The organism is Actinoallomurus purpureus (assembly GCF_024055795.1).
GTDB classification, from domain to species: domain Bacteria; phylum Actinomycetota; class Actinomycetes; order Streptosporangiales; family Streptosporangiaceae; genus Actinoallomurus; species Actinoallomurus purpureus.
On record NZ_JAMXMY010000023.1, the window covers coordinates 133,697 to 160,259 of the forward strand.

Sequence of the window (26,563 nt, forward strand, 5' to 3'; positions counted from 1 at the left end):
CAGCGACATCACCGGAGCGACGCGCCGCTCTCGAACGGCGCTGTGAGGTCCGCCGAACACCGGGGGACGACCGACGGAGGTCACCGCCGCCCGGGGTCCGGAAGCCGGGCCAGCAGGGCGCGCTTGTCGAACTTGCCGCTCGCGGCGACCGGCGCCTCGGGTATGACCGTGATCGTCTGCGGCACGCTCGCGGCGCCGAGTTCGTCCCGGACCAGCCGGCCGAGCTTGTCGTGGTCCGGTTTCCGGCCGTCGACGGGCACCACGAACGCGTGGACGGCCTCGCCGGTCCGCTCGTCCGGGGCGCCGACGACGTACGCCTGGTCGACGTCGGGGTGACCCGCCAAGACCGACTCGATGGGACCGGCGTAGCAGACCTCGGCGTTGACGATGATCACGTCGCGACTGCGCCCGGCCAGGTGCAGCAGGCCTCGCTCGTCGAGCCGGCCCAGGTCACGGGTGCGCAGCAGGCCGTCCCGCAGCGTGTCGGCGGTCTGCGCTGGATCGCCCCAGTACCCGCTCATCATGTACGGGCTGCGCAGCCAGATCTCGCCGGTCTCCCCCACCCCGACCGGGCGGCCGTCCTCATCCCGCACGCCGACGTCGACGAACGGCAGCGGCCGGCCGACCGAGGCCAGCACCTCGTCAGGGCCCTCGGTGATCATCTCGGGTGTCAGGACGGAGATCAGGCCCGCCTCGCTCTGCCCGTACCCCTGGTACACCACCGGCCCGAGGCGCTCGACAGCCTCCGCGAGCCGGCGCGGGTTCACCGGGGATCCCGACACCATGACCGCTCGCAGACTTCCCGTGTCGACCGGGTCCTCGCGCAGGATGTCGAGCATCTGGTAGAGACGCGGCACGGTCATGATGGTCCCGGTGATCCGATACCGCTCAATGGCGTACGGGAAGAGGGGACGGGTGTCGCCCGGGTCCGGGATCACGCCGGTCCCCCCGCCCATCAGGGACAGCGTGGCGTAGTCCATGACCACCGGGCTGGACAGCGTGCCGAACACCAGGCAGCGCTCGAAGCCCCGGGCCAGCCGGGTGATCTCCGCCGGCCAGGCGGAGGGCCGGTGCGCCCAGTGCGCGGTCAGGGCCCGGTAGGTCTGCGCGCATCCCTTGGGCTGCCCGGTGCTGCCGCTCGTGTACGTCAACCTGGCGACGTCGTCGGCGCGCCCCTCGACGGTGAGCGGACCGTCATCCGCCCCCGCGAACAGATCGTCACCGGCCGGGCTCTCCCCGAGGGAGAGCAACGGCCTGGGTCCGGCCGTCGCGACGAGTTCCTGCGTCACGGACGGCCCGTCGACGACGACCGCCTCGATGTCGGCGCCGAGCACCGCGGTGAGCTGCCCGGCCGTGTACCCGGGCCGTACGCCGACGACGCGGCACCCCAGCGTGTACGCGGCGACGCACGCCGCGAACGCCTCCGGCGAGACCGACGTCACCATCGCGACGCCCCGGCCGGGGCCGAGCCCGGCGGCGCGCAGGGCGTTCGCCAGCCGCCGGACGGTCTCCAGCAACGCGCCCCGCGACACGGTCCGGTCCCCGTGTTCGAAGGCCGGCAGTTCCGGCGCCCTCGCCAGCGCGTCGAGCAGAGTCCGCGGAAACAGCGGTTCGTCCGAACTGTCCTGCATCGTCGCCTCGCTGCGGTTCACTCGTCCGACCCGCCGGAGGCTAGCCGGACCCTCTCAGAGGATTCTCAGAACGTCTCGGCGCTTCGGCGACCGGCCTGGACGACACGGGGCCCGGAAGCCGGCGCGCCTCCTCAGGGCGTCCGGGATGCGTCGCCGGAGGTTCCGTACAGCGCAACCTCGTTCTTCAATCCGGGATGCGATGGTGAGATGGTGGTCCGGGAGCCGCTGACGACCGAGGAGAGGAAGACCGGATCGTGGTACGAGGGACGGGCAGCCCCGAAAGCACGCTCACCGAGGACGAGATCAGCGGGATCGTGCGGGAGATGGCGGCCGGCCAGGAGCTCGACGGCCGGCACGTCGTCGTGATCATCCCGGACGGCACCCGCTCGGCGCCGATGCCCACGATGCTGCGCCTCCTGCACGACGCGCTCGCCGGCCGCGCCCGCCGCATCGACGTCCTCGTCGCGCTCGGCACCCACCAGCCCATGGACGACGCCGCGCTCGACGCGCTCGTCGGCGCCTCGGAGGTGGGCCGGGACCGTCTGCTCCCGCAGATGACCGTGCTCAACCACGCCTGGTCCGATCCGGCGACTTACGCGACCCTCGGCACTATCAGCGCCGAACAGGTCCGCGAGCTGAGCGGCGGGCGGCTCGACGGCCCCGTCGACGTACGGATCAACCGCCTCGTCGTCGACGCCGACCTCGTCATCGTCTGCGGGCCGGTGTTCCCCCACGAGGTCGTCGGCTTCTCCGGCGGCAACAAGTACTTCTTCCCCGGCGTCAGCGGCCCGGAGGTCATCGATCTGTCCCACTGGCTCGGCGCCCTGATCACCAGCCACGACATCATCGGCACCCGCGGCATCACCCCGGTCCGGGCGATCATCGACCGCGCGGCCGAGATGATCCCCACGCCCAGGCTGTGCCTGGCCATGGTGGTGCGGCCGGGCGGCACCGAGCTGAACGGCCTGTACGCCGGCACCCCCGAGGAGGCCTGGGCCGCCGCCGCCGACCTGTCCGCCCGGGTGCACGTCCGCCACGTCGACCGGCCGTACAAGACCGTCCTGTCGATCATGCCGCGCCGGTACGCCGACATGTGGACGGCCGCCAAGGGGATGTACAAGGTCGAGCCGGTGATCGCGGACGGCGGCGAGGTGATCCTCTACGCCCCCCACATCGACCGCTTCAGCGTGACCCACGGCGCGGTCCTCGCCGAGGTCGGCTACCACACGCGCGACTACTTCCTCGCCCAGTGGGACCGTTACCGCGACCACCCGCTCGGCGTCCTGGCGCACAGCACCCACCTGCGTGGGCAGGGCACGTTCGAGGCGGGGGTGGAACGGCCGCGGATCAGCGTCACGCTCGCCACCGGCATCCCCGAGGACGTGTGCGCGGCGCACGGCCTTGGCCACCGCGACCCCGCCACCATCGACGTCCGCCAGTGGACCGAGGACCCGGACCCCGACGTCCTGGTCGTCCCGGACGCCGGCGAGATCCTCTACCGCCTGCGCCCGCCGGCCACCGGCTGACCCGGGCCTGAGCCGTTCCGTCGCGGACGAGTCGGCGGGTCGCGTAGCCGTGCGGAATGCTCGGTGAACGCGCTCGCCGAGACCCCGAATCAGGGCATGAAGGGCCCGTCAACGACCTTTACCGAGCGTCCCGCACGCCCACGCGGATTATCACCGATCAGTGGTGCGACCGGTGGTGGCCTCGGTGACGCCCGTGGTGGCCGTGCGGACGACCGTGCCGGGCGTGCTTGCACCCGGCCGCGAACCCGCTGTCATAGCCGGCGGCATACCCTTGGTCGTACTTGCTCGTCGCCCCGCTGAAGCGCTGGAAAGAACGCCTCTTGCAGGCCTTCCTTCCATCGGCGAAGCCGTCCCGATGTCCGGCCCGGTAGCCCTTGGTGTACTCCGACGCGGGAGCGAGTGCGGATGCGGCCGCTGCCGCGTGAGGGACACCCGCGCCGGTCGTGCCGTCTGGCAGGGCCGATGCCTGCGGGACTTCGAAGGCTCCCATCGCGAGACCGGCGCCGAGAAGCGGAATGACCAGTGTCAGCCGGGTGCGACGCATAGATCCTCCTCCGCTGCAGCTACTGGTGAGATACGACCAGCCGCCCGCATGATCCTTTAACCGAACGGACATGGCCGAAATGCCCGCTTTCTACTGAAGTCACCCCAAGGGCATCGGTCAATGCCGCAAGGGGCAAACTATTCCTGAGGGTCTTTTTGCCACTAAATACCTCAATGCTGGCGGTGTCGCCATATGGCGGATATTCCGTCCTCGGATGACCGCATCGCCGGCTCGATCAGGCCGAATCCGGCCATGTTCCGTCGAGCGACTGCACATCGTGCGACATTTACCCTGCGGGGGGTTCGGCGCTGTTTTAGGGGGCTCCATGACACTTCTGGTCACGTTCAGCGGCAAGGCGGCGCTTCCGGCCCCATACAGCGGTTCCGGTTATCAGATCTGGTCCTACAAGATCGATGCGAACCCGCCCGGGGAGCTGCCGGCGCAGCAGCGGATCGCACTCGGTCTTCCAGGCGGCATGGCCGTGCAGAACCCCGACCTGTACCCCGGCGTTCCTCAGCTCACAGGAACCTTCCTGCAGCAGGATCCTGCGTCGAGCCGTCAGTACGTCGGTCGCGTCACCTCGTCGGCGGGCGGGACGACCATCTCGTTCGTCGCCCCGGCGGCCGAGGCCACCTGCGAGATGCTCCTCATCAAGCTCCAGGTGAACCAGCCACCGCTGTCGCTGCCCTTCGCCACGGCGCCGAACGGCCCGCAGAGTCCGGTTCAGGTCATGATCTCGCCGGCGCCGGGTCGGCCGGTGACCAACGGAAGGCCGGTCACCGACTTCGCCGGCACGCTGCCGTACGCGAGCGAGATCTTCGGCGTCTATCAGCCCCTGGCCGGATGGCTGGGTGCGCAGAGCGCGCTGTGGGCGGCCGGAACTCCGGAGTACGGACGCCCGGAGCTGAGCCGGGAGAGGTTCTTCGGAGCCGCGGCGCGGGAGCTCACCGACGATGCCCTGGCAGCGCTGGCCGAGCGGCACGCGGCGGTCGTCCGGGGCGTGCTGTCGCCGGTGGGGCTCGTCAACCTCTTCCGCCAGTACTTCTTCGAGTTCGACACCTTCCTCGGCGCCCCGGCGGGGCACATCTGGATCAGTCCGGGCGGCTCCGTCGAGGTGGTCGAGACCAGCACGCGGCGCACGTTGGTGGAGAAGGTCGTCGAGCAGTCCGAGGAGACCTCGCGCAAGATCGAGGAGAGCCTCACCGAACAGGACGACGTCTCCGACGCGGTCAAGGAGGAGAACGCCAACGACACCAAGCTGGGGGTCAGCGCGACCGGCGGCGTGAACGCCGGGATCTACCACGCCGACGCCAGCGCGAGCTTCAGCACGCAGAGCACGGTCAAGGCGTCCTCGGAGGAGACGCACAAACGCTCCCGCACCCAGAGCGCGAAGGTCACCAGCGAGATCAAGCGGAACTTCAAGACGACGTTCAAGACGGTGACCGAGACGACGGACACCTCCAGCCGCCGTTACGTCGTGCAGAACACGACGAACGAGCTGGTCAACTACGAGCTCCGGCGCAAGATGCGCAAGGTCGGGGTCCAGCTCCAGCACATCGGCAGCCGGCTGTGCTGGCAGGTCTACATCGACGCGCCGGGGCGCGACCTCGGCCTGGGCGACATGCTCCACACGGTGCCGGCGCCGGATCTGTCCGCGCTCAAGAAGCCCGAGTCGCCCCCGCCGCTCCAGACCAAGACGACGGAGTTCACCGGGGCCTTTCCCGTGCGCAAGTACCCGGGCACGCAGAACGACATCCCGCCGAACGAGGACTTCGTCTACCGCGACCAGAACTCCACCGACATCCTCAACTACGCCAGGAACGACCACATGGTCGCGGACATGACGTTCACCGCGGACCCGCCGGGGCCGGGCTACGAACTTGAGCATGTGGCGGTGAAGGGGGCGAAGTCGGGGGGCGGCGACACCAAGTACATCGCCCACGAGCCCATCGAGATCCAGGACGCCAAGACAGGCCGGTTCAGGGTGCTGACCGACTTCGCCAACTCCGGCGACGCGAGGATCATCCAGATCACTTTTTCGACCACCTGGAAGCCGCCGGCGACCGATCCCGCCCGCGTCCAGTACGAAGCCGACCTCGCCGCCTACGACCAACAGGTCGCCGCGCTCCAGCACGAGACGTACGCCAAGGCGGTCCGCGACCGGCTCAAGCTGGTCAGCTCCATGCGTCCCCGGCCGTCGGAGGAACTCCGCAGCGAAGAGCGTCAGACCGTGTACGGGACGCTCATCCACAAGCTCGCACCGCTGTTCGACGACGCCCACCTGGGCTCGGAGCTGATCCGGCAGACCTTCGACGTCGACGAGATGCTGTACTTCGTGGCCCCCGATTTCTGGCGGCCGCGGCCGACCGAGACCCACGCCGACGAGCACACCCGGGGCAGGTACCCGGTGCCGGCACCACCGTGGACACCCGATCCGCAGCCGCCCGCCGAGGTCAATCAGCTGAAGGGCGAGACCGTGGCCGGCTGGTACTCGCACACCGACGTCAACTACTACACGCCGGATCCCGATCCGCACTCCCCCACTCCGCCCGGGTCCACGCCGCCGCCGGCCGTCGAGCAGTGGCGGGTGAACTACCTCATCACCGAGGAGACCCAGCCCGCACCGCTGGGCAGCTCGCTCGGATGGCTGATCCAGATCGACGGCGACGTTCGGCGCAACGAGTTTCTCAACGCCGCCTGGGCCAAGGCGGTCCTGCCGATACGGCCCGGTCACGAGCTCGCCGCCCTGGACTGGCTCGCCGCCATCCCCGAGGGCGAGGCGGCGCTCGGCCTGCCCTACCCCTTCCAGCCGGGCGACCCTCCCGAGTACCAGGGCAAGAAGGTGGGCGAGGTCCTGAAGATCCTCGCGACCGGCCTGCAGAAGGCCAACGCCGACGTCTCCAACACCCTCGCCACCGAGGAGGTCTTCGAGAACGGCTTCGACCCGCTCGCCGGCGGCTTCCGCCCGGCCGGTCCGTACGAGATCTTCGACCAGTGGGTCGAGGTCCTGCCGACCGACCAGGTCGCCGCCGTACAGGTCCGCTACGACCCCAAGACCGGTCAGCAGCTCTGAGCAGGACCCCGAACGGCACGAGACCTGACGAAGCGGGCGGGCATGGGGATCGACATCGGCATCGAGATGGTGGACGTGCTGGGCCGGCCACTGGCGACCGACGCGGAGGTGACGCTGGAGCTGGAGGATCCCTCCGGGGTCCACCCCGGGACCGTGCACACCAACCAGAAGATCATCATGTCCGCACCCGCACCGGGCACGTCCCGCCTGACCGTCACGGTGAAGCATCCCGACTACGCCACCCAGCGGGTCACGGTCCGGATCGGGAGCCTGCCGTACTACTGGGACAACCCTGGCTGCGAACTCGTCATGACTCCGACCTCCGCCGAACTGAAGATCGTCATGGGGCGGGTACGGCAGGCACCGATCACCGCCACGCCGTTCGGCGGCAAGACCAAGGGTGACCAGCCTGGGGTCTTCTACCAGGGCGGCGTCGGAAGAGAGCCCAAGCAGTACGCCGCTCTCGGCGGGTTCCTGACGCTGAGCACCCCGGTCCGCACGCTCGAGGACGCGGTCCCACCGGGCGGCGGTGCGCCCTCCGTACTGGCCGGCGCGGCGGCCGACGGGTGGGACCGCTTCAACTTCACCAAGCCGGACACTCCGGTCGTCCTGAGCCGCAGCGGTGGCTTCATCTGGCTGGAGTACGGCAGCGTCACCGGGGCGCGTGTCACCGAGCCGCGGTTCCTGATCGCCGTCTGGGCCCCCGCCCTGACCGATGCGGTGGACGGCCTGGACTACGTCGTCTTCTACAGCCCGAGTACGGCGACCTCGGACTATCCGCGAGCGAGCTTCCCCTTCCGCACCAATTACCCCTACACGGTCTTTCCGGCGAACACGATGCGGCAGCCGTACGTCGACCTCGCCTACCGCTACCTGATCATCAATGCCGTGCTGGCGCACGCGTCGGTGGCGTCGAAGAAACCACCGGTCATCGTGATGCCGATCTTCCCCGCCGTACCCGACGGCAAGGACTCCGCGAAACAGATGTGGCAGCCGTTCAACTCCCAGGAGGGAGTCCACCGGCTCCTGCTCGAGGTCACCCAGTTCCTGCACTGCTTCGGGTATGAGAGGGGCTCCACCTTCAGCCGATGGCAGGGCGCGACCGCGCCGGAGGGCAACCTGCCGCAGGTGACGATGCCACCGTCCTTCAGCTCGCAGAACCGGCCGCGCCCGAAGATCAGGCACGTCACGCTGGCCGGCTTCAGCAGTGGCATCAGCGGGCTCTTCCCGGTGATCGCCAACGCCGGACTCGTGAGCACCATGAGTTACCCCCCGGCGCTCTTCGCCGCGGACGCGGGGGCCTTCGCCGACCTCTGGCGGGAGATCTGGGACCTCGACTTCGAACTCAACGAGAAGGCCACCGGAATCCAGCGCGCCAAGCTGGAGAAGACGCTGATCGACTGGCGAGCGGGCGGACGCGACCGTCGGCTGCGCATGCACCATTCCGGCTACACCACCGGGAACGCCCGGCCGGCCAAACTGTTCCCCGCGTTCGCGGCCCTGCCCAAGACCGTCAGCGCTCCGCCGTCCGCCGGTGCGGCCTGGGCGGAGGAATGGCGTGACACCGCCGGACACTGGTCACTGGCCTTCTACAGCACCGCCTACCTGCAGGCGACGACCCGTCCGCGCGACGTCCAACCGCTCATTCCCCTGGTGACCGATCCGCCCGCCCGACGCGACGCGGCAGTGCACCCCTTCACGGGAGCCATCGCCTTCGGCCACGCAGCAAAACTCCGTCTCGTATGACGGCCACGACCGCGTTCGGCTCCTCGACCGGACTCCGACGGCGCCTCAGGCCGACAAGTCCATCGATGAGCTGTCCGCTGCCTTCGAACTGGCTCCCGACGAGGTGCGGTGCCGACCGCTGGCCCATGAGCTCATCGATGCCTTGCAGCGAACGGCGCCGGCCCCGACGTGGAGGTTGCAGCGCCTGGCACCGGCCCCGGATCTCCTACCGACCCGAGGCCAGCTGCCGCCTGCCCCGCTGAGGCACCAGCTAATCCTTCGACTTGTCCGCCAGGGCCTTGGCCTCGTCGTTGGAGAGGAACTCTGCCGCCGCCTTGGTGCCCTTCTTGTGGTAGCGCACCGCTTCCCAGAGCGGCCCCGGAATCACGTGGACGCCGTAGTGGGCGCGGTGGTGGTTGACGCAGAGCACCTCGAGGTTGCCGGGGGACTCCACCCACTCCTGGAAGTCCTCATCGGTTTCGAAGTGCAGGCCGAGGTGCTTCTCGACCGCCTTCGGGTCCACCTGGTTGATCTGCGAGAACTCAACGTGCGTGTGGTGCAGCTCCGGCTGCCCGTCGCAGAGCTCGTCGTCGATGATGCACTTCCAGAGGCCCTGACGCTTCAGGCGGTCCTTGGCCTGCTCGAACAGGTGGTAGTGCGGGTCGTCCTCACGTGGATGATGGCTCGGGATGTGGGTCAGCATGTGCAGCGTCAGCGCCTGCTGGTGGGCGGCCGTGACCACGGCGGCCTTCGCGTGCGAGGCGCGCTCATGAGCGTGCTCAGCCTTCTCCTTCACCTTCGAGGCGGCCTTCGCCGCCTTCGGGTGGGACTCCGCCGCCTTCTTGGCGCGCGTCTTGACCCGCGCCTTCTCCTTGCCGAACAACTTGTTGAACAAACCCATCGTGGGCTCACGTCCTCAAATGATGTGCCACTGCCGGCAGACTCTCCTGCCCCACCGCAGGCCGGATGGCGAGCACGAACGCTATCGAGAGTCGTCGCTCTTGATCAACCGAAACGCACGATTTGTGCCGAAACGGTGACGCAGAGCTCGGCTGGGTCTGCCGGGCAGCGCACCGCAAGCATTTACTTATCCGGCGCTCAGTGGTTGATCAGCTGGGCAACATCAGGCCCGGGACATCAGGCGCGGGGCAGACCTTCGCGTTGTGCGTGCGCGGTGACCGTCCGCACCCGTATCGTCTCTCCCGTGTCTGAAGATCAGCGACATATCCGGATTGCACTGCTCCTCAGGAGGGTCCTGAACGCCAAGGCCATGCGCCGGGCCATCGCCGGGCCTGACGGCTACACCGCGCGCGACTGGGTCATCCTGCTCCGCCGGGTGCGCGGCGAGGCGAAGGAGGACAACCTGCCGCTGATCGCGGCCGGTGTCACCTTCTGGATCATCCTGTCGATCGTCCCGCTGACCGTCGGCGTGATCGCGGTGTGCTCGCTGGTGATCACCCCCACGCAGATCGACGAGCAACTCGCGCCGCTGACCGACGTGCTGCCGCCGCTGCTCGGCAGGATGCTGGCGGGCCAGGCGCGCGACGCGGCCGCCATGAGCGGCCAGGGACTCACGTTCAGGCTGATCGGCGCTCTGGCCGGCGTGCTGTGGACCTGCTCGCGCGGGTTCGAGGCACTGATCAGCGGTCTGCACGTCGTCATCGATGAGCAGGAGACGCGCGCCTTCCTCCGTAAGAAACTCATCGCGCTCGGGCTCGCGGTCGGCGCGCTGGTCACCGCGCTGGCGGCGTTCGCCATCGCCGCCGCCGTCCCGCACGCCCGGCTGCACAGCGTCGACCGCGTCCTCGGCCTCGGCGTCCGCTTCATGATGCTCGCGGTGCTGACGATGGTCAGCCTGATCCTGCTGTACCGGTACGGGCCTGACCGCAAGAATGCGGACTGGCACGCGGTGCGGTGGGGCGCGGGCATCGCGATGACGGCGTGGCTCACCATGTCGATCGCGCTGGCCGTGTACGACAGCGGGAAGAGCGGGGACAGCGCGACGTACGGCACGCTCGCCGGGGCGGCGGCGCTGGCGAGCTGGCTGTACCTGTCGACCTACATCATCCTGTTCGGCGCCGAGGCCAACGCGGAGATCGAGAAGGACCTCGGCCGGCGCGCCGTGCTGGGCGAGCAGCCACAACAGGAGCAACAGCCACTCACGCCGGCCTGACGGGCCTTTCGGCCGCGGGCGGCCGTTCCACGATCCAGGTCCTCTGGGGCGAACACACCCATGTGCAGGAACAGGGGGAGTAAGTGCTCAGTACTCGGTGATCTGCTCTCCGACTTCGACAACCCGTGGGTTCGTGGGCCACTTGGCGGCCATGCGCGCGTGTACTCGGGCGACCTCTCCGAGGGTCTTGAGCCCTCCGGTCGCGGCGACGATCGCGTGGGCTTGCCGCAACCCCATCGATGCGGCGTCGGGTTCACACCCGGCAGCGAAAGCGGCAGCGGCTCGGACGCCGTACCAGGCGACCCATTCGGAGTCGCGTACGGCAGACGGCAGGGCCTCGATGGCGTCTGAGACCGTGTTCGCCGCGCGGAGGTAAGCGGTCGGGTCGTCCGCCAGGTAGGCGAGGATGAGGCCCCGCTGCATCCTGAGGATTTCGGGCCCGTAGAAGTAGAGGGAGTCCGGGTCATCGCCGGACTTCCCGGAGGTGATGACCTGTTCGGCCTCACCGACGGCGTGTAGAGCACCGCTCTTGTCGCCCATGATCGCGAGTGCGCGGCCTCGTTGCTGGATCGCCACCGTCCGGGTCCCAGTGGCCGTGGCCATCGCGACGGCTGCATTCGATAGGGCGGCCATCGAGCCGATATCACCGGTCACCCATGCCAGGTGCCCTTGCATGGACAGGGCGGTGGCCGTCAGGTCTGCGTTGCCTGCCTGAATACCGAGCCGTAGTGCCTGGTCGTACAGGGCTCCCGCGGCATCGTGGTGGCCGGTGGCGGTATGGAGCCAGCCATTGAACTGCGACGTTTCGGACGCGGTGGCAGCCAGATCGCGGGCCAGAGAACCGCGTGCTTCGCGGAGAAGCCGAACAGCGAGCTTGAGCTGTTCCTTGGCCGGCTCGATGATCGCTGCGGACCCGATCATGTCCTCGATGCGGCGCTGACCTGCAAGAGTCCCGCTCAGGTCGGCAACGACGGCGGCGTCAACGCGCGATGGATTGCGCGCGGCTCGGATCAGCCGCTCTTCATCATCAGGGGTGCGCTGCCAGCCGTCGCCGTTCCCGGTTACGGCCGAGACCTCTCCTCGGCGAACCGCTCTGGTGATCGAGGCGGCCTCCTCCAACATGCTCAACTCGACACCGAGCGCGACGGCTAAAGCGGGGAGATGAACGGTCGGAATGCGCCCACCGCGTTCATATCGCGAAATATCCCAACGGGTCAGGCTGGATCCCGAGATCTCATTGACTCGTCTCGCTAGGTCGGCCTGAGACAACCGCGCTTCGGCGCGTAGGCGCGCGAGGAGTAGGGCGATCGGAAGTCGCGTCTGCTCGTTCATATAGCGGCTTTCGTCGGCTGCTGTGGGCCTGTCACCGGCCCACAGTTGGGGCTCCTCTCATCATGCCTTGGCGGGTGTGAAGTGGGACGCACAGTTACCCACTCGACACACATGCAAAGGAGATCGCGGATGGGAGAGGAGATCCCCGCCCGGAGGACCTGGAACCATGCTCAGAAGGTTGCTCGGTTGACCGAGTTGTGCCGGGAACTGGTCAAGCACGGGATCCGGGTCGAGATGAGCGACGCCCGCCCGGCCCTATCAGTGCGTTCGAGCCTGACGACGCCCCGTGTCTCTATCCAGATGATCGATGGGGCGTTCGTGTGGCGATGCGACGACACGGACCGGCACGAGGCCGACGACGTGTCCGGGGCGGCACACCGAATCGCCGCATACCTGAAAGCGCGTGACGGGGACGATGTGTCATGACGCGGTGGCTGCGGTGGACGAGCGTGTTCCTCTGCCGGCTGTGGTTCGGGCGGGAGCGTCCCGCCTGGCCCTACAGCGGCTTGTCATGAACCCCGATCCGGCCTGGGTGATCTCCCGACGGTTCCCGGGGCTGGTCTTCTGGTTCGGGCGGTGTACCCGGTCGTGGTGGGCGCTCGTCTGGGTTCCGTCCGGATGGCGGCTGGTCGAGGCCGCCGATAGCGACCAACTCACCCGCGCGGTGCTGGAGGCCCGCACGTGGCCGTGGCCTCGGACGGCAACGGTATCCGGCAGCGGGGCTGAGCGGCCGTGATCTGCGGAGGGGCAGGCGGCATCTTTGGTCGGTGGCCTGCCTTGGGGTAGTCCGCGTGAGACTGGATCCCCGTTTGGCTCCCCGATCAGGGTTGAAGATCGAAAAAGGGCTCCGGAGCGACCTCCAAAACCCTCTCTGGCCTGCTCGAGGAAGATCGTTCATCACCACGGCCCCGCTACGCGCGGCCGGGCGGATCTCCTGCCGGTGGCCCTTCTCCGTGACGGCAGAGCCGCCCTTGTGATCCACCAGGCGCGCGATCTCCTCCACGCCGACCTGCCGCGCTTGAAGGCGTGTACGCCCCTGTCGGTGGAGGACATTCTGGACGTGCTGAGGTTCGTTGGTGATGGACTTCCGCAAGCGGTATCTCGCCGAAGACGGGAAAATACCGGAGCAGCAGCGCGGAGAGGATGACCGGGTGCGGGTGTTCAACAAACGGTTCGCCACGGCGACAAGGCGGCTCGGACACGCCGAGACCGCGGTGCGGCTGGCCGGGGTGTACGCGCTGGCGGGTCTGGCCGACGATTGGCAGGACGGCCGGCAGACGTGCATCGACGAGCTGTGCGCCTACCTGCGAGTGCCCTACGAACCTCCCCCGGAGGTCGGCCCCCCGGCCGCCGAACAGTTGGCGTTCGGCGGCAGCCAGGAGGTACACCACACCGTTATCTCGATCATCACCGCACACCTGCGTGACAACGCTCGGGTCTCCTGGCGAGGCCATGACTTCAACTTCACCGGTGTCCGCTTCGACGGAGGCGACTTCAGCGGCGCGGTGTTCTCCGGCGGCACCGTCGACTTCCGCGACGCCGTATTCGCCGGCGGCACCCTCAACTTCACCGGCGCCGTATTCTCGGGCGCCACCGTCGACTTCACCGGCGGCAGGTTCTCCGGCGCCTCCATCGACTTCACGGGCGCGACGTTCTCCGGTGGCACCGTCCACTTCACCCGCGCGGTGTTCTCCGGTGGCACCGTCCACTTCGGCGACGCGACGTTCTCCGGCGCCACCCACTACTTCATCGCCGCGGTGTTCTCCGGCACCACCATCGACTTCACCGGCGCGACATGCTCCGGCGGCGCCCTTGACTTCGCCGGCGCGGAGTTCTCCAGCGGCACTGTCCACTTCACCGGCGCGGCGCTCTCCGGCGGCATCATCGGCTTCATCGGCGCGGAGTTCTCCGGCGCCACCGCCCACTTCAACGACGCGACGTTCTCCGGTGGCACTCTCGACTTCAACGACGCGACATTGTCCGGCGGCACCCTCCACTTCACCGACGCGGAGTTCTCCGGCACCACCATCGTCTTCACCGGCGCGAAGTTCTCCGGCTGCACCGTCGACTTCAACGACGCGACGTTCTCCGGCCGCCGGGGCGGCCTCGGTAAGGACATCGCGACGGATCCGCCCGCGGGGCTACTGCTGCCTCCCGCATAGCCCCCGCGAGACGCTGCTTGCGTTAGTTCATCACCAACGCGGTTAGTGCGCCGACGCAGGCGACCGTGCCGAGCACGAGCTTCAGCACGTCCAGCAAGGCCCCCACTGACAGGGCCCCTTGTGTGCGGCCAGGTGCGGGGAAAGCCAGCACGGCCAGCGCGACCACTGTTGCGACTGCCAACCCTGCGAGTCGGCGACTCCTCCGAGGAGGGGTCCTAGTTGGGAAGACTGGGGTGGGCGATACTGGGTTCGAACCAGTGACCTCTTCGGTGTGAAGCAGATTCGGTCAATCGGTCTTCTCCCTGGTCGACAGGGAGCCAAGCGGGGCGCCTCTTACCTGCGATTACGTCCGGTGGAGTCGCGGTGAGTCTGAGGGAGCCTGAAAGCGTTGGCTCCCAAATTGGCTCCCGCGGCTCCCCTCCCGGACGGGAGAGGAGCTCCCTATGGCAATCGAGATCAACGAAGACCACGTGTCCCTCACGGTCGACGGCCGTGAGGTCGCCACGGCGAATCGGACCGGAGACCGGTGGACCGTCACCACCTGGCCAGTACCTCTCTCCTACAACCAGGCGATCACGGCCCTGACCCTGGCCGAACGACTCGCCTACGGATACGGCCACGACGATCCATTCGTCGCCTCCTGGCGCGAGGAGTTGCCCCGTGCTTGACCGCGTCATCCGGGCCACCACCGCCCTCGCCGTCATCGGCGTGGCCACGGTCGCCGCTGTCATCTCCTATCGGCACGCCTACGAACTGGTGCGCTCCCACGGCGAGTCGGGCACAACCGCACGGCTCGTACCGCTCACCGTGGACGGCCTCATCTGGGCAGCCTCCATGGTGGTACTCGACGCCAACCGGCGTACCAAGGCTGTGCCACCACTGGCACTGTGGAGCCTCGGCGCCGGCATCGTGGCGACGATCGGCGCCAACCTGGCGCACGGCGTGGGACACGGCCCGATAGGTGCCCTGGTCAGCGCCTGGCCCGCCCTGGCACTCGTCGGCTCGTACGAACTGCTCATGCTGCTCATCAGGAGCGAACACGGCGGGACAACAGCGTCGCGTAGGAACGGCGCTGGAAGCCAAGGCAACTCGCCTCTTGATGGGAGTGCACCATCTGAGCCGTCCGACGTGCCCAGGATGGAGCAGGCGGTACGAACGCGGCACCAAGCAGGCGCAAGCCAACGAGCTATCGCTCGAGAGTTGAAAATCGACCGCCGCAAGGTGAAGCGGATCATCGAGCAGCCTTCCTAAGGGGACAACACAAGCCCGCGTGTCAGGATTCTTGACACACGGGCTTGTGTTGTGCATGGAGCTTGGATGTTCACCGACGCTGCATGTATCGAGGCGAGACACGGCTCGCGCGACCGATTGCTATCGCTACAGCGTCTTGCCGAGGAGCAGGCCGAGCTCGAAGAGATCACGAAGGTTCTAATGAGGAGTAGCGAGCCTGTCAACAGGGCCAAGCCAGAACCATCTATGCCAGACAAGTAGCGCAGCCCTCGCCGATCCGGCATTATGAGGACTTTGGAGTGCTAGAGCACGAGGTGCACGGGGGCGGAATCATGGGGCCAATCGAAACAGCGGTTCTTCGCGGAGCGTCCTCGCTCCTACCCATCGTCGGCAGGAAAGCACTCTCAAGAAGACAACAATCTAGGATTTCCTCTCTCGCAGAGGAGACACTCGCCGCCGATAAGACGTTCGACTTCATCGAGACGCTGAATGACGATCAAGTAAGGCGCCTGAAATCATTCGTAGAGTCGCCGCAGTTCGGTCAACTCGCGCTCCAGGTAATGACCTCCGTCATCGGCGGATTCACCGATGAGCTACACGCGGATTTGCGCGAACAGTTGAGAATCAGCCTCGGATATGAGCAAATATTTACTAATGCCGATCTGCTGCAAGCAGTAGACTCTATACAGGAGCTCCTCTACAGCTCCATATACGCAGTCCGAAGCTCCATTCCTGACGCTCTAGACAGCGGACACGCGGCCGCAATCGCTGCGCGTGTTGCAGCGGCCGCAGCAAGAAACAGCGAGCTGCTAACGCGCATAGACACGCTCGATTCCATTAACGAGTTCGCACGGAAGATAGGAGCCCAGGTCCGCGCGCTCCACGCCAAGCTCACATTGCCGAGCGTGGTAGCACACGCTAAGACGGTATCGCGGGACAAACTATACGTGGAACCGAGACTATACGGTTTCGCCGAGACGGGTGAAGAGGAGGCCAGCAAGCCAACCTCCCTTTCCCATTTGATAGAACACCAATCGAGATTCGTAATCCTAGGAGATCCGGGAGCAGGGAAATCGACGCTCACCGCGAAGCTAGCTTTCGATCTAGCAAGCAACCGAAGCAGTTCCCAATATAGGCACGTACCCCTACTATTCGTCGTGCGCGATCACGCAAATACTCTGCGCCACGACACCCAAAAATTCATTAGTCATCTGCACGCTGCGTGCGAACAGCTATACAATGTTACTCCTCCGGACCACGCGATCGAATATCTACTCCTCAATGGCCGCGCAACGATCATAATTGACGGAGTCGACGAATTGGGCGACGTTCACCATCGCGCCAAGTTCGCACAAATGGTCGAATCGTTTGCTAACCTTTATCCACTGACGCGGATAATCGTCACTTCTCGCGTAATAGGCTACCCGGAGGCACCACTCAGTTCGTCTATATTTCCCTCTTATCGAGTCACGCCTTTTAGTGAGACGCAAGTCGGGACCTATGTAGAAAAATGGTTCCGATTGGATGACTCCATATCGAGGTCTTCGCAGGACTCGTTTACGCACTCCTTCATGAAGGAGAGCTCAGCAATCATCGATCTGCGATCAAACCCCTTGATACTTTCCCTACTGTGCGCACTATATTCATCCGAGCGATTTATTCCACAAAACAAGCCCGAAATCTACCATAAATGCGCCGAGGTGCTTTTTGAGAGCTGGGATCGCTCCAGAGGGATCGCCGTGCCTCTAAAATTCAGATCCCAAGTCAAGCCGGCAGTGCAGCGACTCGCGTGGAAAATATTCAACGATCCGGCCGGTCGCCAGGCACTTCCAAAATCTCAAATACAACGGTTTCTCGTACAATCAGTGCTTCGGGAAAAGTTCGAAGACGAAAGCGAAGCCGAAGAGGCAGCAAACGAGTTCTTGAATTTTTGCGCTGGACGTGCATGGGTATTGACGAAGGTCGGCGGGAACGCACTACAGCCACTATACGGATTTACGCATAGAACGTTCCTCGAATATTTCACTGCCGCACAGCTCGTCAAACAACAGCCCGACCCAACGGCTGTGTGGTCCAAGCTTGGTGCACACCTTCAGGACGCCTCTTGGGATGTTGTAGGGCAGTTGGCCGTCCAGATACTGGATAGCGATTATGACGGTGGAGGTGACGGCCTCCTAAAGCTCTTGATCAATGAGATCGAAGGCTGCAGGGCAGAGCAGCGAAAATACCAACTAATTTCATTTGGCGTTCGCTGCCTAGACGCAATAGTGCCAAGCTCGGACATTCTCAAGAAGATCGTCAGAGAAACTGTTAGACTATGCAGCTCCGAGCCCGGGATGAATCGGCTCGTTTTTCGGAATCACGAGGATGAAAGCTTTCCGGAAAACAAAGACCTGGTGCTGAAGTCCTTGCTGTCGACAAACATGCCAGAGAATGAGCGTCGCGTCACGAAGGCCACTGCGGAAGCAATAGAGCGCGCTTGCCTAACGATGTCGACCAGCTGCTCAGCCGGCTTCATCTACGCCGACTTGCTTAGGGAGGAACACAGCCTTATCCGCGCACGCCTAAGCTCAGAGGTCGCCAATGAGCTGCGGACACGCCCCGTAAACGACTGCGCCAAGTATTGGCGAGATATGCTCGATGTACCGACATCCCAACAGATCACTGAACACGGTCTCAAGACACTCTATCTTAATAGGCGGTTTGGCAACCATGTCGAGAACAGTTGTGCACATATGCTTATCTGCTCTGCCGCGATGCCGCCACACTCATTGGATTCCGAAACCTCTAGACGAGAACAGGAAGGGCAGCTTATATCGCTCTATTCCACACTTATAAGCTTCGAGCTAACGGATTATCGAGCTATGGAACTATATGTTAAGAATACCTTCTGGCAGGGCCTTCCCGAGAAGCTCGAGTCGGAGCGAATCGACGCCCTGGATCCCATAGCTCGTGCGGCCGTACTCATGCTTTTGATCCCGACGTTTGGCATCACAGAGCGAAACGCACGCATAAGGGATGAGCGCATTAAATGGATCGCGACTGCGCGAAAGGAGATGGCACGCCGCACGGCTGCAGTTCAAGTGATTAATGAGTGGCAACTTCCGAAGGACGGCCATCGGATACTTACTTCATGGTTGATGGGTGCCACTTCATGGAATTAAGAGGACTCCGATGCTCGGGCCGCTGTAGCTACCCTTGCACTTCGGGTCCACTTCTCATCGGATAGGGCATAGGAGGTAGCGGTATCTTACTTGTGCCCCATCGCCGTATGGCCCTCATGGCAGGTCGGCGTCGAGATTGGCCGATGAACGACTTCATAAGTCGGCTCCCGCAGGCATATTGAGCCTTTTCCAGCGGCTCGCGATGACTCGCTGATCACAGCATGATCGCGGGCGGTGTGGCGGCCTCCGGACGTGGAGAAGCCCCTGGTAGGACGGTTGATCTCTCACAACCCTCCGCCCAGACCAGAGGCTTCAGTTGCTTTTCTATCGTTCTTCGCTGCCGTTGTCGCGTTCAACCCTGGAGTACCTGACCGGGGTGCTACGCCGCCATCGCAAGCAGATCGGCAGCAAGGGCCGCGCGCTCACCGCCGGGCAACAAGCGCTGATGACACTGGCGTACCTGAAGAATGCAGAGACGTTTGCCCAGCTCGGAGCCGATTTCAAGGTCGGCACCACAACCGCCTGGCGGTACGTGAACGAGGCGGTGAAGCTGCTGTCGGCCCGCTCGCCCAAGCTCACCAAGGCGCTGGAGAAGGCGAAGAACGGCGGGCTGCTCTACGTGGTGCTGGACGGGACGCTGATCCCGATCGACCGCGTTGCGGCCGACAGGCCGTTCTACTCGGGCAAGCACAAGAAACACGGAATGAATCTGCAGGTCATCGCCGGTCCGGACGGCACGATCGTGTGGGTGTCGGGGTCGTTGCCGGGCTCGGTGCACGATCTGAGGGCCGCCAGGATCTGGGGCATCATCCGCGCCTTGGCGGACGCCGGCCTGCTCGTGCTGGCCGACAAGGGCTACGTCGGCGCAGGCCGCCACATCAAGACTCCGCGTACAAGGGCCGGAACAGGCCCGAGTCCCAGAAGACCGCCAACCGCTCCCACGCCAAGCTCCGCGGGCCCGGCGAGCGAGCGAACGCGCAGCTCAAGACATGGAAGATCTTGACCAAGCTCCGCTGCTGCCCCCACCGGGCCGGTCACCTCGCCAAGGCCATCCACGTCCTGCAGAACCGCGAGGCCAGCGCGTACTGAAAAACGCTCATTGATGTGATAGACCCTAACCCTAAGCAGCACAAGATCACAGAAAAGGCCAGCGAGCGATCGCTCATGAAGTGAAAATCGGCCGTCGCAAGGTAAAAACGGGTCGTCGAATATCCGCCCCCTAATGCTGCCCCTCCGTGGCGCGGCGTCCCTGCCGAGCTGACCAGCGGAAGCTTGGGCGTCTCAGTTTCCCAGCTCGAAGAGGCTGTCTTGGACAGCGTCGGGCTCATCGCGTGGCCGGACCCCCGCGGCGGCCAGTTCTGGATGCTGCTCCTGCAATGCCTTTGAGACAGGCTCCAGAGCGGGAACTTGGAGCTCGGTCAGAAATTCGCGGGTTGCTGGGTCGGTGGAGTAGATCACAACGCCATGTTTGCCGCGGCTGGCCAGGACCCGGTAGATGTTGCGGATCAGATAGTGACGTTTAGCGCCCCAAACTTGACGATCTGCATTGTTGACTGCTTTCCAATGGTCGCCGGACCAGGTGTAGTCGCCGCCCATTATGACGCCGGCGTAGTCCCAGTCGAAGCTTTGGGCGCTGTAGACGCAGCCGATCTGCTCGAATCCGCCAGGGTGGGTGGCCCAGTGCTTGTAGCTAGGGATGTTACGGCGTTCGTTGGCCTTGTGAGCGTTCCAAGGCCGCTCCCAGCCGTCGATGCGGACGTCGGAAACCAGCCGACCGTTCTCGGGCTCAGTCCATTCCCAGCAGAATCCTGCCGTGATGCGCGCCGAGTGTCCAAGGGCGAGTTGGGCGCGCAGGTAGTCCTCCATCTGCTGGGGAGTGTCGGCACGCAGTAGATGAAAGTCGCCCGAGTAACTCCAGGGACGCGGGGCTTGGCCGTAGCCGAGCAGGTCCTCCAGCCAGTCGATGTATTCCGGGCAGGTGCTGTGCCGAAACTGACGGTGCAGGGGTATGACGTGGATGTCTTCATCGGGAATGCCCAGATCCAGGGCGGCCCGCCGGATCACCTCGGGGGTGCCGACTTCGTTGTTGCGGATGACCTGGTGAGGGTCGAGGAGGAATACCGGAACTCGTGCGGCCTGGATCAACTCGTGGATCTGGGGGGCCTCGGAGCGGTCCTCGAACTTGTCGAAACGATTGTTGGAGGTCCTGCGCAGCCGGTGGGCTTCGTCGCAGATCAGCACGTTCAGGTGGTTGGGCTCGCGATTCCGGTGCTGATTGAAGTAGGTGAACAGGTTCTCGACACCGCCGTGGCGGCCTTTGACGTGCTTACGCAGCGCTTCAGAGAACGCGGCGCTGCCTGAGGCATGGACTGTGGCGCTGCTGATCCCGTTGAGAATGCCCAAAAGCTCCAGCGCCAAGACGGTCTTACCGGTTCCAGGGCCACCGGTGATAATGAATACCTGTTTGGAGTTGGCCTTGAAACCGTTCTCCACTGCGGCGGCCACCTTGTCGACTGCTTCACGCTGCTCGTCCAGTAGCGGAAACACCGACCGGCCTCGAACCGCCTGGTAGGCAGCGCGCATGACTTCCTCGGTGGGCCGTACGTGCGCGCGGTTGATCCGGACGACCTGCTCGCGGGCGCCTTCGGCGCTCAGCACCTCGGTCAGGAAACGGGCGAAACGTTGCCGGTCATCGGATGCGGAGCCGAAGACGCGCACGCGTTCGCCATCGACATCGGCGCGTATCCCGCAGGTCGGCGGTAGGAGTTTGGCGACTTCGGCAGCCGGCGCGTTATGTAGATTCACGACTCCCCACAGCGATCGGTTCAGCATCGGCAACTGCCGCTCCAGCGCCCTGCAGTAGTCCCATACCTGATCAACCGGATGCTGGCTTTCCCGGCGATGCGTTCTCCCGCGGATGACCCTGCGGGTGTTCGGGACGACCGTGAACTGCGACCACTGTTTGTTCTCCACCGCCACTGCGGACAGGTCTCCAGTGTCAGGGTGGGTGCCGACCAGCAGCATGTCGATGCGCGCGTTGCTGGACAGAGTGCTCATCTCCAGCAGGACCCGTACCTCACCGAGCCCGGCCTGCAGCAGCACCGTTGTGACGGTCTTGATGCTGTTGCGCCACGACTCCTGCTCACTGTCCTTGACCTTCACCTGATACACCCGGGCGGCGCGGAGAACCAGAGTGCGAACGAGTTCTTCGGTGTCCATGTCGGCCAACTCGGTGGCCGAGCGCGCCAGTAGGTAGCGAGACTTCACCTCATGGCTCCTTGAGGGAACAGAGAGAATCGATCAGACGCAAGGGCGCGGGGTCGAACAGGCTAGGAGGGGAGGCGGTACTCGAAGCGAGTCGGTCTCAGATCTTCCTCGGCGGGCTCCCAATCGGCCAACACGGTGACGGTTCCGCCGCTGGCGGAAAAGTCGGGAGCGATGCCCGTCACGGTGATGTCGCTGACCACGAACAAGTCCACATCGGGGAACTCACGAGCGTGCTGGACCTCGTTGGCGGTCAACTCCACCGAGGTGGGGGCACCGGTGGTGCCCTTGACCTCGACATGCCGCTCAGCCCCCGGTTTGGTGAGGCGCAGGTCATAAGGCTTGCCCAGTTCTTCCCACTCCCAGCCCTCGTCCGCGTAATGCGCTTTGGCCAGTTCCACAGCGTGCTGTTCAATGGCCTGCCGCTTGCGGGCATCGACCTGCCGGCCCGCACCGGAGGAGCGACCGCGGCTACGGCGGTTGCGGGTCGGCGGCACGATGACGGGTCTTGTGCGGCTGAGGGGCACCTGCGGGACACCCTGGCCAATGGGCTCGGGCGCGAGCCCCATCCACTCAAAGAGGCGGGTCATGTCCGTGGTGGCGGTTCGGCCGAAGCCGCGCTGCGTCCCCGAACGACGCAGTGCATCGCTGGCATGCAGAGAAAGCGGCCCATCGGAACCGAGCGGGACGTCATCGATCCGTCCCAGAGGTTCGATGCCGATGCGGGTTCGCCATATAACCCTGCCCTCGGCGATCTCGTCGGGCATATGGGGAGCCGTCGCTCGATACGCCTGGGCGCCGGCCTGGCACACATACAGCGTGGCGGATCCGTTGAGCCATTCATCCAACTGCACACGCGGACTGGCGCCGACGCCGAGGATGACGTACTCGTACTGTCCGATGTCAAGGTCCCCAGGGAAACCCCACGTGTTGCTCTCCATCCCCACCGACAGGTTGAGCAGGGCGGCCGGCGTCTGCGGAACATGCACCATCATGACCGCTGTCTCTACGAAGCCGTGTCCTTCCTGCAGCCCGGACAAGGCAGCGGCTGACATGGCGGCAGGTGCGGCAAGGTCGGCTTCCAGCCGGGCTGCGTCCTGCAACTCATAACCGGGCACGAGCAACCGCAGCCGGATGCGCCTGGTCTTGTTACCGCCACCGGAGGCGCCCGGAGCCTGGCCGACCCGTCCCTGCAGCGTGCCCAGGCGTTGGCGCAGCGCCACGACATCATTCACTTCGGCGAGACGGATCGGCTCGGCGAAGAACCGCCGCTCGGCCTCGTGCAGCCAAGCCGTCCTCTCCGAATCGACCAGGCCAGCCACCAGGGTCGCGTCGCGCTGCTTCAGCCGAGACAGCAACAGGCCCAGAGCCGGCCGGTAGTCGACATTACGGGGGATGCGATCGGTCGAGGTTGGCGTACCCGAGCTGCTCTCCAGCACCAGCGACAGCAGGCTGACCTCAGGCTCGACCTCTACCTTGAACTCGGCATCCAACTGCCGACCGTCGTCCGTCATCACTCGCATGGCCATACCTTGACACGAACCACTGACAGCCTTGGTCTCAGTCGGAGTTCCCGCTGGACCCGCGCCATCCAGATGCGCCGATGAACTGTCCTCGCGCCGCGACGGTTATCCCCTAGACGTCCGGTTCTTGCCCTGTTCGAGGACGGCGACGGCGACGAGCTCACCAAGGGCAGCGGTAAGGTCCTCCACGATCTCGCGGGCTATGACATCCGGTGGAAGGTGCCGGTCAGCACCCTCCAGACTCGGGTCCTTCAGCCAGGTGATGTCGAGGTTGACTTTGTCCCGGGTGACCAGCTCCTCGTAGGAGAAGGGCTTGAGGCGTTCGGTCTCCTCCCGGGTATGGCGTGGCTTGGCGGGTCGATAGCACCTTACGAAGTCGTCCAGATGCTCGCGAGTGAGACGGTTCTGTTTGAGTGTGAAGTGCTGGCCGATGCGGAAGTCGTACATCCAGAGTGTGGACGTCAACGGCGCTTCTCGCCGAGCCGGCCTTTTGTCGAAGAAGAGTATGTTGGCCTTGACGTCACCCGCATAGAAGATGCCAGTCGGTGCAGGGGGTCTAGTGAATCTCCATTGTTGTGCGGCGCCGCATTTCTCGCCACTGCCCCTACCTCCCCGTTTCGGGATTTTGAGGCGGAATCAGCTCAAAGAGGCCATCGGCATCGGCGACCGAATCGACGCCCCATCCGAGCGGCCAAACATGATGTGGACTTTCAGTGGCTTTCGCGTAGTGCAATATGGGCTGCCGAGCGAATCGCGCTGTACCAAAATGGACATACGGGCCGAAGATGCATCGATGAAAGCTGACATCCCCGTCAAAGATAACGCGAGCAAAGTGAGCGCCACCATTAAAATTGGTTCCATCGAACGATATGTCGCCTTCAAAGTGAGCTGACATGAAGACGACATCTTCATCGAAATAAACTTCTTCGAACGTCGTATGTCCATGAAACATTGAGCCAAACTTGGCATTCCCAATAAATCTAGCACCATTAAAACTAGCCCCCTCCTCAAATCTGGCGGCAAAATAACGTGGACAGCGAAAGCGTACTCCCGAAAAGCCAGCATATCCTTTGAATGTAGCATGTTCAAAAACAGCCGCCTGACTCACCATAGCATCTACAAATGTCACCCCTTCCCCGAATTCTGCATAGTCAAAGTGAGCAACATCGCCAAAGCTTGTGTTGCCAAACGTGCTGCCGCCACAAAATTTTGCACCTTGAAAATACGCAATCTTGCCAAATTCGGTATAGTCGAATGCCGCAGACTGACGGAACTCGCTCTTCTCAAAGCCCGCATTTTCATCGAATGATGCTTGCGTGAAGTCAACCCAACCATAGAAGGTAGAATAACTAAAGTCCGCCACCTGAGCGAATACTCCGCGGTTGAACGTAGTCTGCCCAACAAAGTTGACATAGCGGAAATCCGCGGAGTCGATATACGCTTCAGACATATCGAAGTCGATCAGCACAGCACCCGAGAGATCGATACTCATATTTGGCCAAAACGTTTCAGAAGAGCTTCGCCGCAGATGACGAGCTAGGATGCGTTGAGCAGTAAGGCGAACGCGAATCTCCCTCTGGGCCTCGGGGCTAACTGACGCCACACGGACTGGATCACTTAGGATCTCCATCGGCGACGCGGTCGATACTTGAGTTTCTTCCAAGGAAGCAAGAGGTATAGGCATCTGAAGATAAGCACAAATCCTGTCCACTGCCACCTGACGAAGGCTAGGATAGTTTTGAGCAAGGCGCTCCAGATCCGTTAGCCCTCCTATCTGGACAGTTGCTTTGTCGCTACCGAGCTGCTCACTCGCCTTCGCCGATAGTTCTGTAATACGACGTTCGATTGCATCAAGCTTTGCATTTTGGTCTGCCGCAACCTGCCGTGCATGTTCTTTCTGGCTCAGCCGAAGCCTGTGGACGGCAATAAAAGTGGCAAGTATCGCAAGGACAGCTGCTGCGACTTTCATTCCGACTTCCATTGCAGCGCTATGTTCGGAGACGTCCTTCCCCCAAAGAGTCGCTGTTGAGATGCCGCCTGCCACTCCTCCCGTCACAAGGGCGGACCAGACCCACCTCCAGGGAAAATCGAGACCTGCACTCACGGCCGTCATTTGATCCGAACGCACTACATCGACGGTGCCCTCGGAACCTGACTCATCGGAGATCGAGAGATCGCGCATGGCAAGAGTTAACCTGCTGACGGTCCATTCGACCAGCAGGTTGCCGAAAGTGGCCGTCTCCGTGGACCGATCAGCGGAGTTACCCCATCTCGCTGGGTCACACAGCCGCCACCGCAGTCGACCAGACGCGTTCGAAGCTGTCCAGGTAGATGCTTGCCATGTCGCCGTCCTCGGCCTTGCGAAGATGCAGGACCGGCATGGGACGCGGCTGCTCCATAAGAGTGCAGGTTGATCAGGCTGTCATCGTCGGCCCGGTAGATCGACGCGTAGAGCGTCGTGCGATGCAGTCGAATCTCGACACCGTTGATCTTGGCGAGAGGTCGAAACAACGCGAGAGAATTCCGCACCTTGGCTGCGATGGTCTCGCCGATTCCTTCACCTACTCCTCGTTCGGCTACTTGAGGACTAACCGGATCGCCGAGCAGGATTCGGATGCGGACGCCTGCGAGCGCGCGGTTAGTGAGGATGCGAAGGATTCCGTTGTCTTCGGCGATAAAGAGCGCCGCGTAGACAAGGATCCCGATCTCCCGCTCTGCGGACGCGAAGAGTCGTAGCCATTCTTGGCGGGGCACCGCCCATCGGTGCGCATATGCGGCCTGAATACGTGCTGGCGCACTCAAAGTTGGCAGTGCCGCTTGTTTGGTTCGGGGCCAGATTTCGTCTTCGTCGATGCCGAGAAGGTTGGCGAGAGCGCGTCGGTAGCGCGGGTACGGCATGCGGCCGGCCATCCAGCGCTCGACGGTCTTCGGATCGACGCCAAGCCTCGCCGCTATCACAACCTCATCCAGTCCTGAGGCGGTGACCACCTTGCGAAGTCGGTCGTTCATCGTTTACTCCCCTGCATCTCGCCGCGCCTACGGCAGCCTTCACGGACCGACCGCGTTCGACGTTAGATGACCACTAGGGGCAATGCCGTTCGGTTAGGAGTCTGACCTTCGGCGCAAGCGTCGGCGTTTCGGCTGGTGATATGGGTGCAGCCCTTGTAGGGGTTCCCGGGTCCGCCAAGACTCGTGTTCCTTCACAAGGGCTGCCGT

18 protein-coding genes and 1 pseudogene are annotated in these 26,563 nt (G+C 64.3%); 10 read left to right on the plus strand and 9 right to left on the minus strand.

The features are described from left to right. Positions 1-80: 80 nt before the first annotated feature. Positions 81-1,631, minus strand: a complete 1,551-nt coding sequence (locus NE236_RS34190) for a class I adenylate-forming enzyme family protein (RefSeq protein WP_252846370.1) — start codon at positions 1,629-1,631, stop codon at positions 81-83. Between the two features lie 254 nt (positions 1,632-1,885). On the opposite strand from NE236_RS34190, the gene NE236_RS34195 reads away from it, so the two are divergent. Beyond that, complete coding sequence (locus tag NE236_RS34195; protein ID WP_252846371.1) at positions 1,886-3,157, plus strand: lactate racemase domain-containing protein; 1,272 nt, start codon at positions 1,886-1,888, stop codon at positions 3,155-3,157. Between the two features lie 157 nt (positions 3,158-3,314). Here NE236_RS34195 and NE236_RS34200 read toward each other — a convergent pair whose 3' ends face one another. Further along, positions 3,315-3,701, minus strand: a complete 387-nt coding sequence (locus tag NE236_RS34200; protein ID WP_252846372.1) for a hypothetical protein — start codon at positions 3,699-3,701, stop codon at positions 3,315-3,317. Positions 3,702-4,026: 325 nt separating this feature from the next. On the opposite strand from NE236_RS34200, the gene NE236_RS34205 reads away from it, so the two are divergent. Then, positions 4,027-6,774 (plus strand): hypothetical protein, encoded by a 2,748-nt coding sequence (locus tag NE236_RS34205; RefSeq protein WP_252846373.1) that lies wholly within the window; start codon positions 4,027-4,029, stop codon positions 6,772-6,774. Positions 6,775-6,816: 42 nt separating this feature from the next. Beyond that, on the plus strand, positions 6,817-8,520 hold the full coding sequence (locus NE236_RS34210) for a hypothetical protein (protein ID WP_252846374.1): 1,704 nt from the start codon (positions 6,817-6,819) through the stop codon (positions 8,518-8,520). Positions 8,521-8,770: 250 nt separating this feature from the next. Here the strand turns inward: NE236_RS34210 and NE236_RS34215 are convergent, their stop codons facing one another. Then, entirely contained in the window at positions 8,771-9,400 is a 630-nt protein-coding gene (locus NE236_RS34215) for a hypothetical protein (protein ID WP_252846375.1), read from the minus strand. A 303-nt stretch (positions 9,401-9,703) separates the two neighbouring features. Between NE236_RS34215 and NE236_RS34220 the strand changes: the two genes are divergently transcribed. Then, positions 9,704-10,672, plus strand: a complete 969-nt coding sequence (locus NE236_RS34220) for a YihY/virulence factor BrkB family protein (protein WP_252846376.1) — start codon at positions 9,704-9,706, stop codon at positions 10,670-10,672. An 87-nt stretch (positions 10,673-10,759) separates the two neighbouring features. Here NE236_RS34220 and NE236_RS34225 read toward each other — a convergent pair whose 3' ends face one another. Further along, on the minus strand, positions 10,760-12,004 hold the full coding sequence (locus NE236_RS34225) for a helix-turn-helix domain-containing protein (RefSeq protein ID WP_252846377.1): 1,245 nt from the start codon (positions 12,002-12,004) through the stop codon (positions 10,760-10,762). Between the two features lie 129 nt (positions 12,005-12,133). Here NE236_RS34225 and NE236_RS34230 point away from each other — a divergent pair, with 129 nt between their 5' ends. From NE236_RS34230 to NE236_RS34255, 6 genes and pseudogenes are all read left to right on the plus strand, one after another. Beyond that, complete coding sequence (locus tag NE236_RS34230) at positions 12,134-12,430, plus strand: hypothetical protein (RefSeq protein WP_252846378.1); 297 nt, start codon at positions 12,134-12,136, stop codon at positions 12,428-12,430. Between the two features lie 653 nt (positions 12,431-13,083). Further along, positions 13,084-14,166, plus strand: coding sequence for a pentapeptide repeat-containing protein (locus NE236_RS34235; RefSeq protein WP_252846379.1), 1,083 nt, complete (start codon positions 13,084-13,086; stop codon positions 14,164-14,166). A 443-nt stretch (positions 14,167-14,609) separates the two neighbouring features. Beyond that, a complete protein-coding gene (locus tag NE236_RS34240) occupies positions 14,610-14,834 on the plus strand; it encodes a hypothetical protein (RefSeq protein ID WP_252846380.1) in 225 nt (74 codons plus the stop codon). After that, complete coding sequence (locus tag NE236_RS34245) at positions 14,827-15,417, plus strand: DUF2637 domain-containing protein (protein WP_252846381.1); 591 nt, start codon at positions 14,827-14,829, stop codon at positions 15,415-15,417. Before NE236_RS34240 ends, NE236_RS34245 begins: the two co-directional genes overlap by 8 nt. A 278-nt stretch (positions 15,418-15,695) precedes the next feature. Further along, positions 15,696-18,560, plus strand: a complete 2,865-nt coding sequence (locus tag NE236_RS34250; RefSeq protein WP_252846382.1) for an NACHT domain-containing protein — start codon at positions 15,696-15,698, stop codon at positions 18,558-18,560. A 316-nt stretch (positions 18,561-18,876) separates the two neighbouring features. Beyond that, positions 18,877-19,649, plus strand: a pseudogene (locus NE236_RS34255) (transposase family protein). A 192-nt stretch (positions 19,650-19,841) separates the two neighbouring features. On the opposite strand, the gene NE236_RS34260 reads toward NE236_RS34255, so the two are convergent. The 5 genes from NE236_RS34260 to NE236_RS34280 form a co-directional block, all read right to left on the minus strand. Next, positions 19,842-21,827, minus strand: coding sequence for a DUF2075 domain-containing protein (locus NE236_RS34260; protein ID WP_252846383.1), 1,986 nt, complete (start codon positions 21,825-21,827; stop codon positions 19,842-19,844). 62 nt (positions 21,828-21,889) lie between these two features. Further along, positions 21,890-23,347: a protein NO VEIN domain-containing protein gene (locus NE236_RS34265; protein WP_252846384.1), complete on the minus strand. Its 1,458-nt coding sequence runs from the start codon at positions 23,345-23,347 to the stop codon at positions 21,890-21,892. 105 nt (positions 23,348-23,452) lie between these two features. Continuing rightward, positions 23,453-23,971, minus strand: a complete 519-nt coding sequence (locus NE236_RS34270; RefSeq protein WP_308209191.1) for an N-6 DNA methylase — start codon at positions 23,969-23,971, stop codon at positions 23,453-23,455. Beyond that, positions 23,952-25,529, minus strand: coding sequence for a pentapeptide repeat-containing protein (locus NE236_RS34275; protein WP_252846385.1), 1,578 nt, complete (start codon positions 25,527-25,529; stop codon positions 23,952-23,954). Before NE236_RS34275 ends, NE236_RS34270 begins: the two co-directional genes overlap by 20 nt. Before the next feature lie 8 nt (positions 25,530-25,537). After that, on the minus strand, positions 25,538-26,356 hold the full coding sequence (locus NE236_RS34280) for a helix-turn-helix domain-containing protein (protein ID WP_308209188.1): 819 nt from the start codon (positions 26,354-26,356) through the stop codon (positions 25,538-25,540). Between the last annotated feature and the right edge of the window lie 207 nt (positions 26,357-26,563).

What these genes read in the sequence shown, in the direction of transcription:
- NE236_RS34210 (WP_252846374.1), top strand. Translation starts at nt 6,817, where the DNA reads ATGGGGATCGACATCGGCATCGAGATGGTGGACGTGCTGGGCCGGCCA.
- NE236_RS34265 (WP_252846384.1), bottom strand. Translation starts at nt 23,347, where the DNA reads ATGCGAGTGATGACGGACGACGGTCGGCAGTTGGATGCCGAGTTCAAG.
- NE236_RS34235 (WP_252846379.1), top strand. Translation starts at nt 13,084, where the DNA reads ATGGACTTCCGCAAGCGGTATCTCGCCGAAGACGGGAAAATACCGGAG.
- NE236_RS34275 (WP_252846385.1), bottom strand. Translation starts at nt 25,529, where the DNA reads ATGCGCGATCTCTCGATCTCCGATGAGTCAGGTTCCGAGGGCACCGTC.
- NE236_RS34200 (WP_252846372.1), bottom strand. Translation starts at nt 3,701, where the DNA reads ATGCGTCGCACCCGGCTGACACTGGTCATTCCGCTTCTCGGCGCCGGT.
- NE236_RS34280 (WP_308209188.1), bottom strand. Translation starts at nt 26,356, where the DNA reads ATGAACGACCGACTTCGCAAGGTGGTCACCGCCTCAGGACTGGATGAG.
- NE236_RS34190 (WP_252846370.1), bottom strand. Translation starts at nt 1,631, where the DNA reads ATGCAGGACAGTTCGGACGAACCGCTGTTTCCGCGGACTCTGCTCGAC.
- NE236_RS34225 (WP_252846377.1), bottom strand. Translation starts at nt 12,004, where the DNA reads ATGAACGAGCAGACGCGACTTCCGATCGCCCTACTCCTCGCGCGCCTA.
- NE236_RS34240 (WP_252846380.1), top strand. Translation starts at nt 14,610, where the DNA reads ATGGCAATCGAGATCAACGAAGACCACGTGTCCCTCACGGTCGACGGC.
- NE236_RS34215 (WP_252846375.1), bottom strand. Translation starts at nt 9,400, where the DNA reads ATGGGTTTGTTCAACAAGTTGTTCGGCAAGGAGAAGGCGCGGGTCAAG.
- NE236_RS34205 (WP_252846373.1), top strand. Translation starts at nt 4,027, where the DNA reads ATGACACTTCTGGTCACGTTCAGCGGCAAGGCGGCGCTTCCGGCCCCA.
- NE236_RS34230 (WP_252846378.1), top strand. Translation starts at nt 12,134, where the DNA reads ATGGGAGAGGAGATCCCCGCCCGGAGGACCTGGAACCATGCTCAGAAG.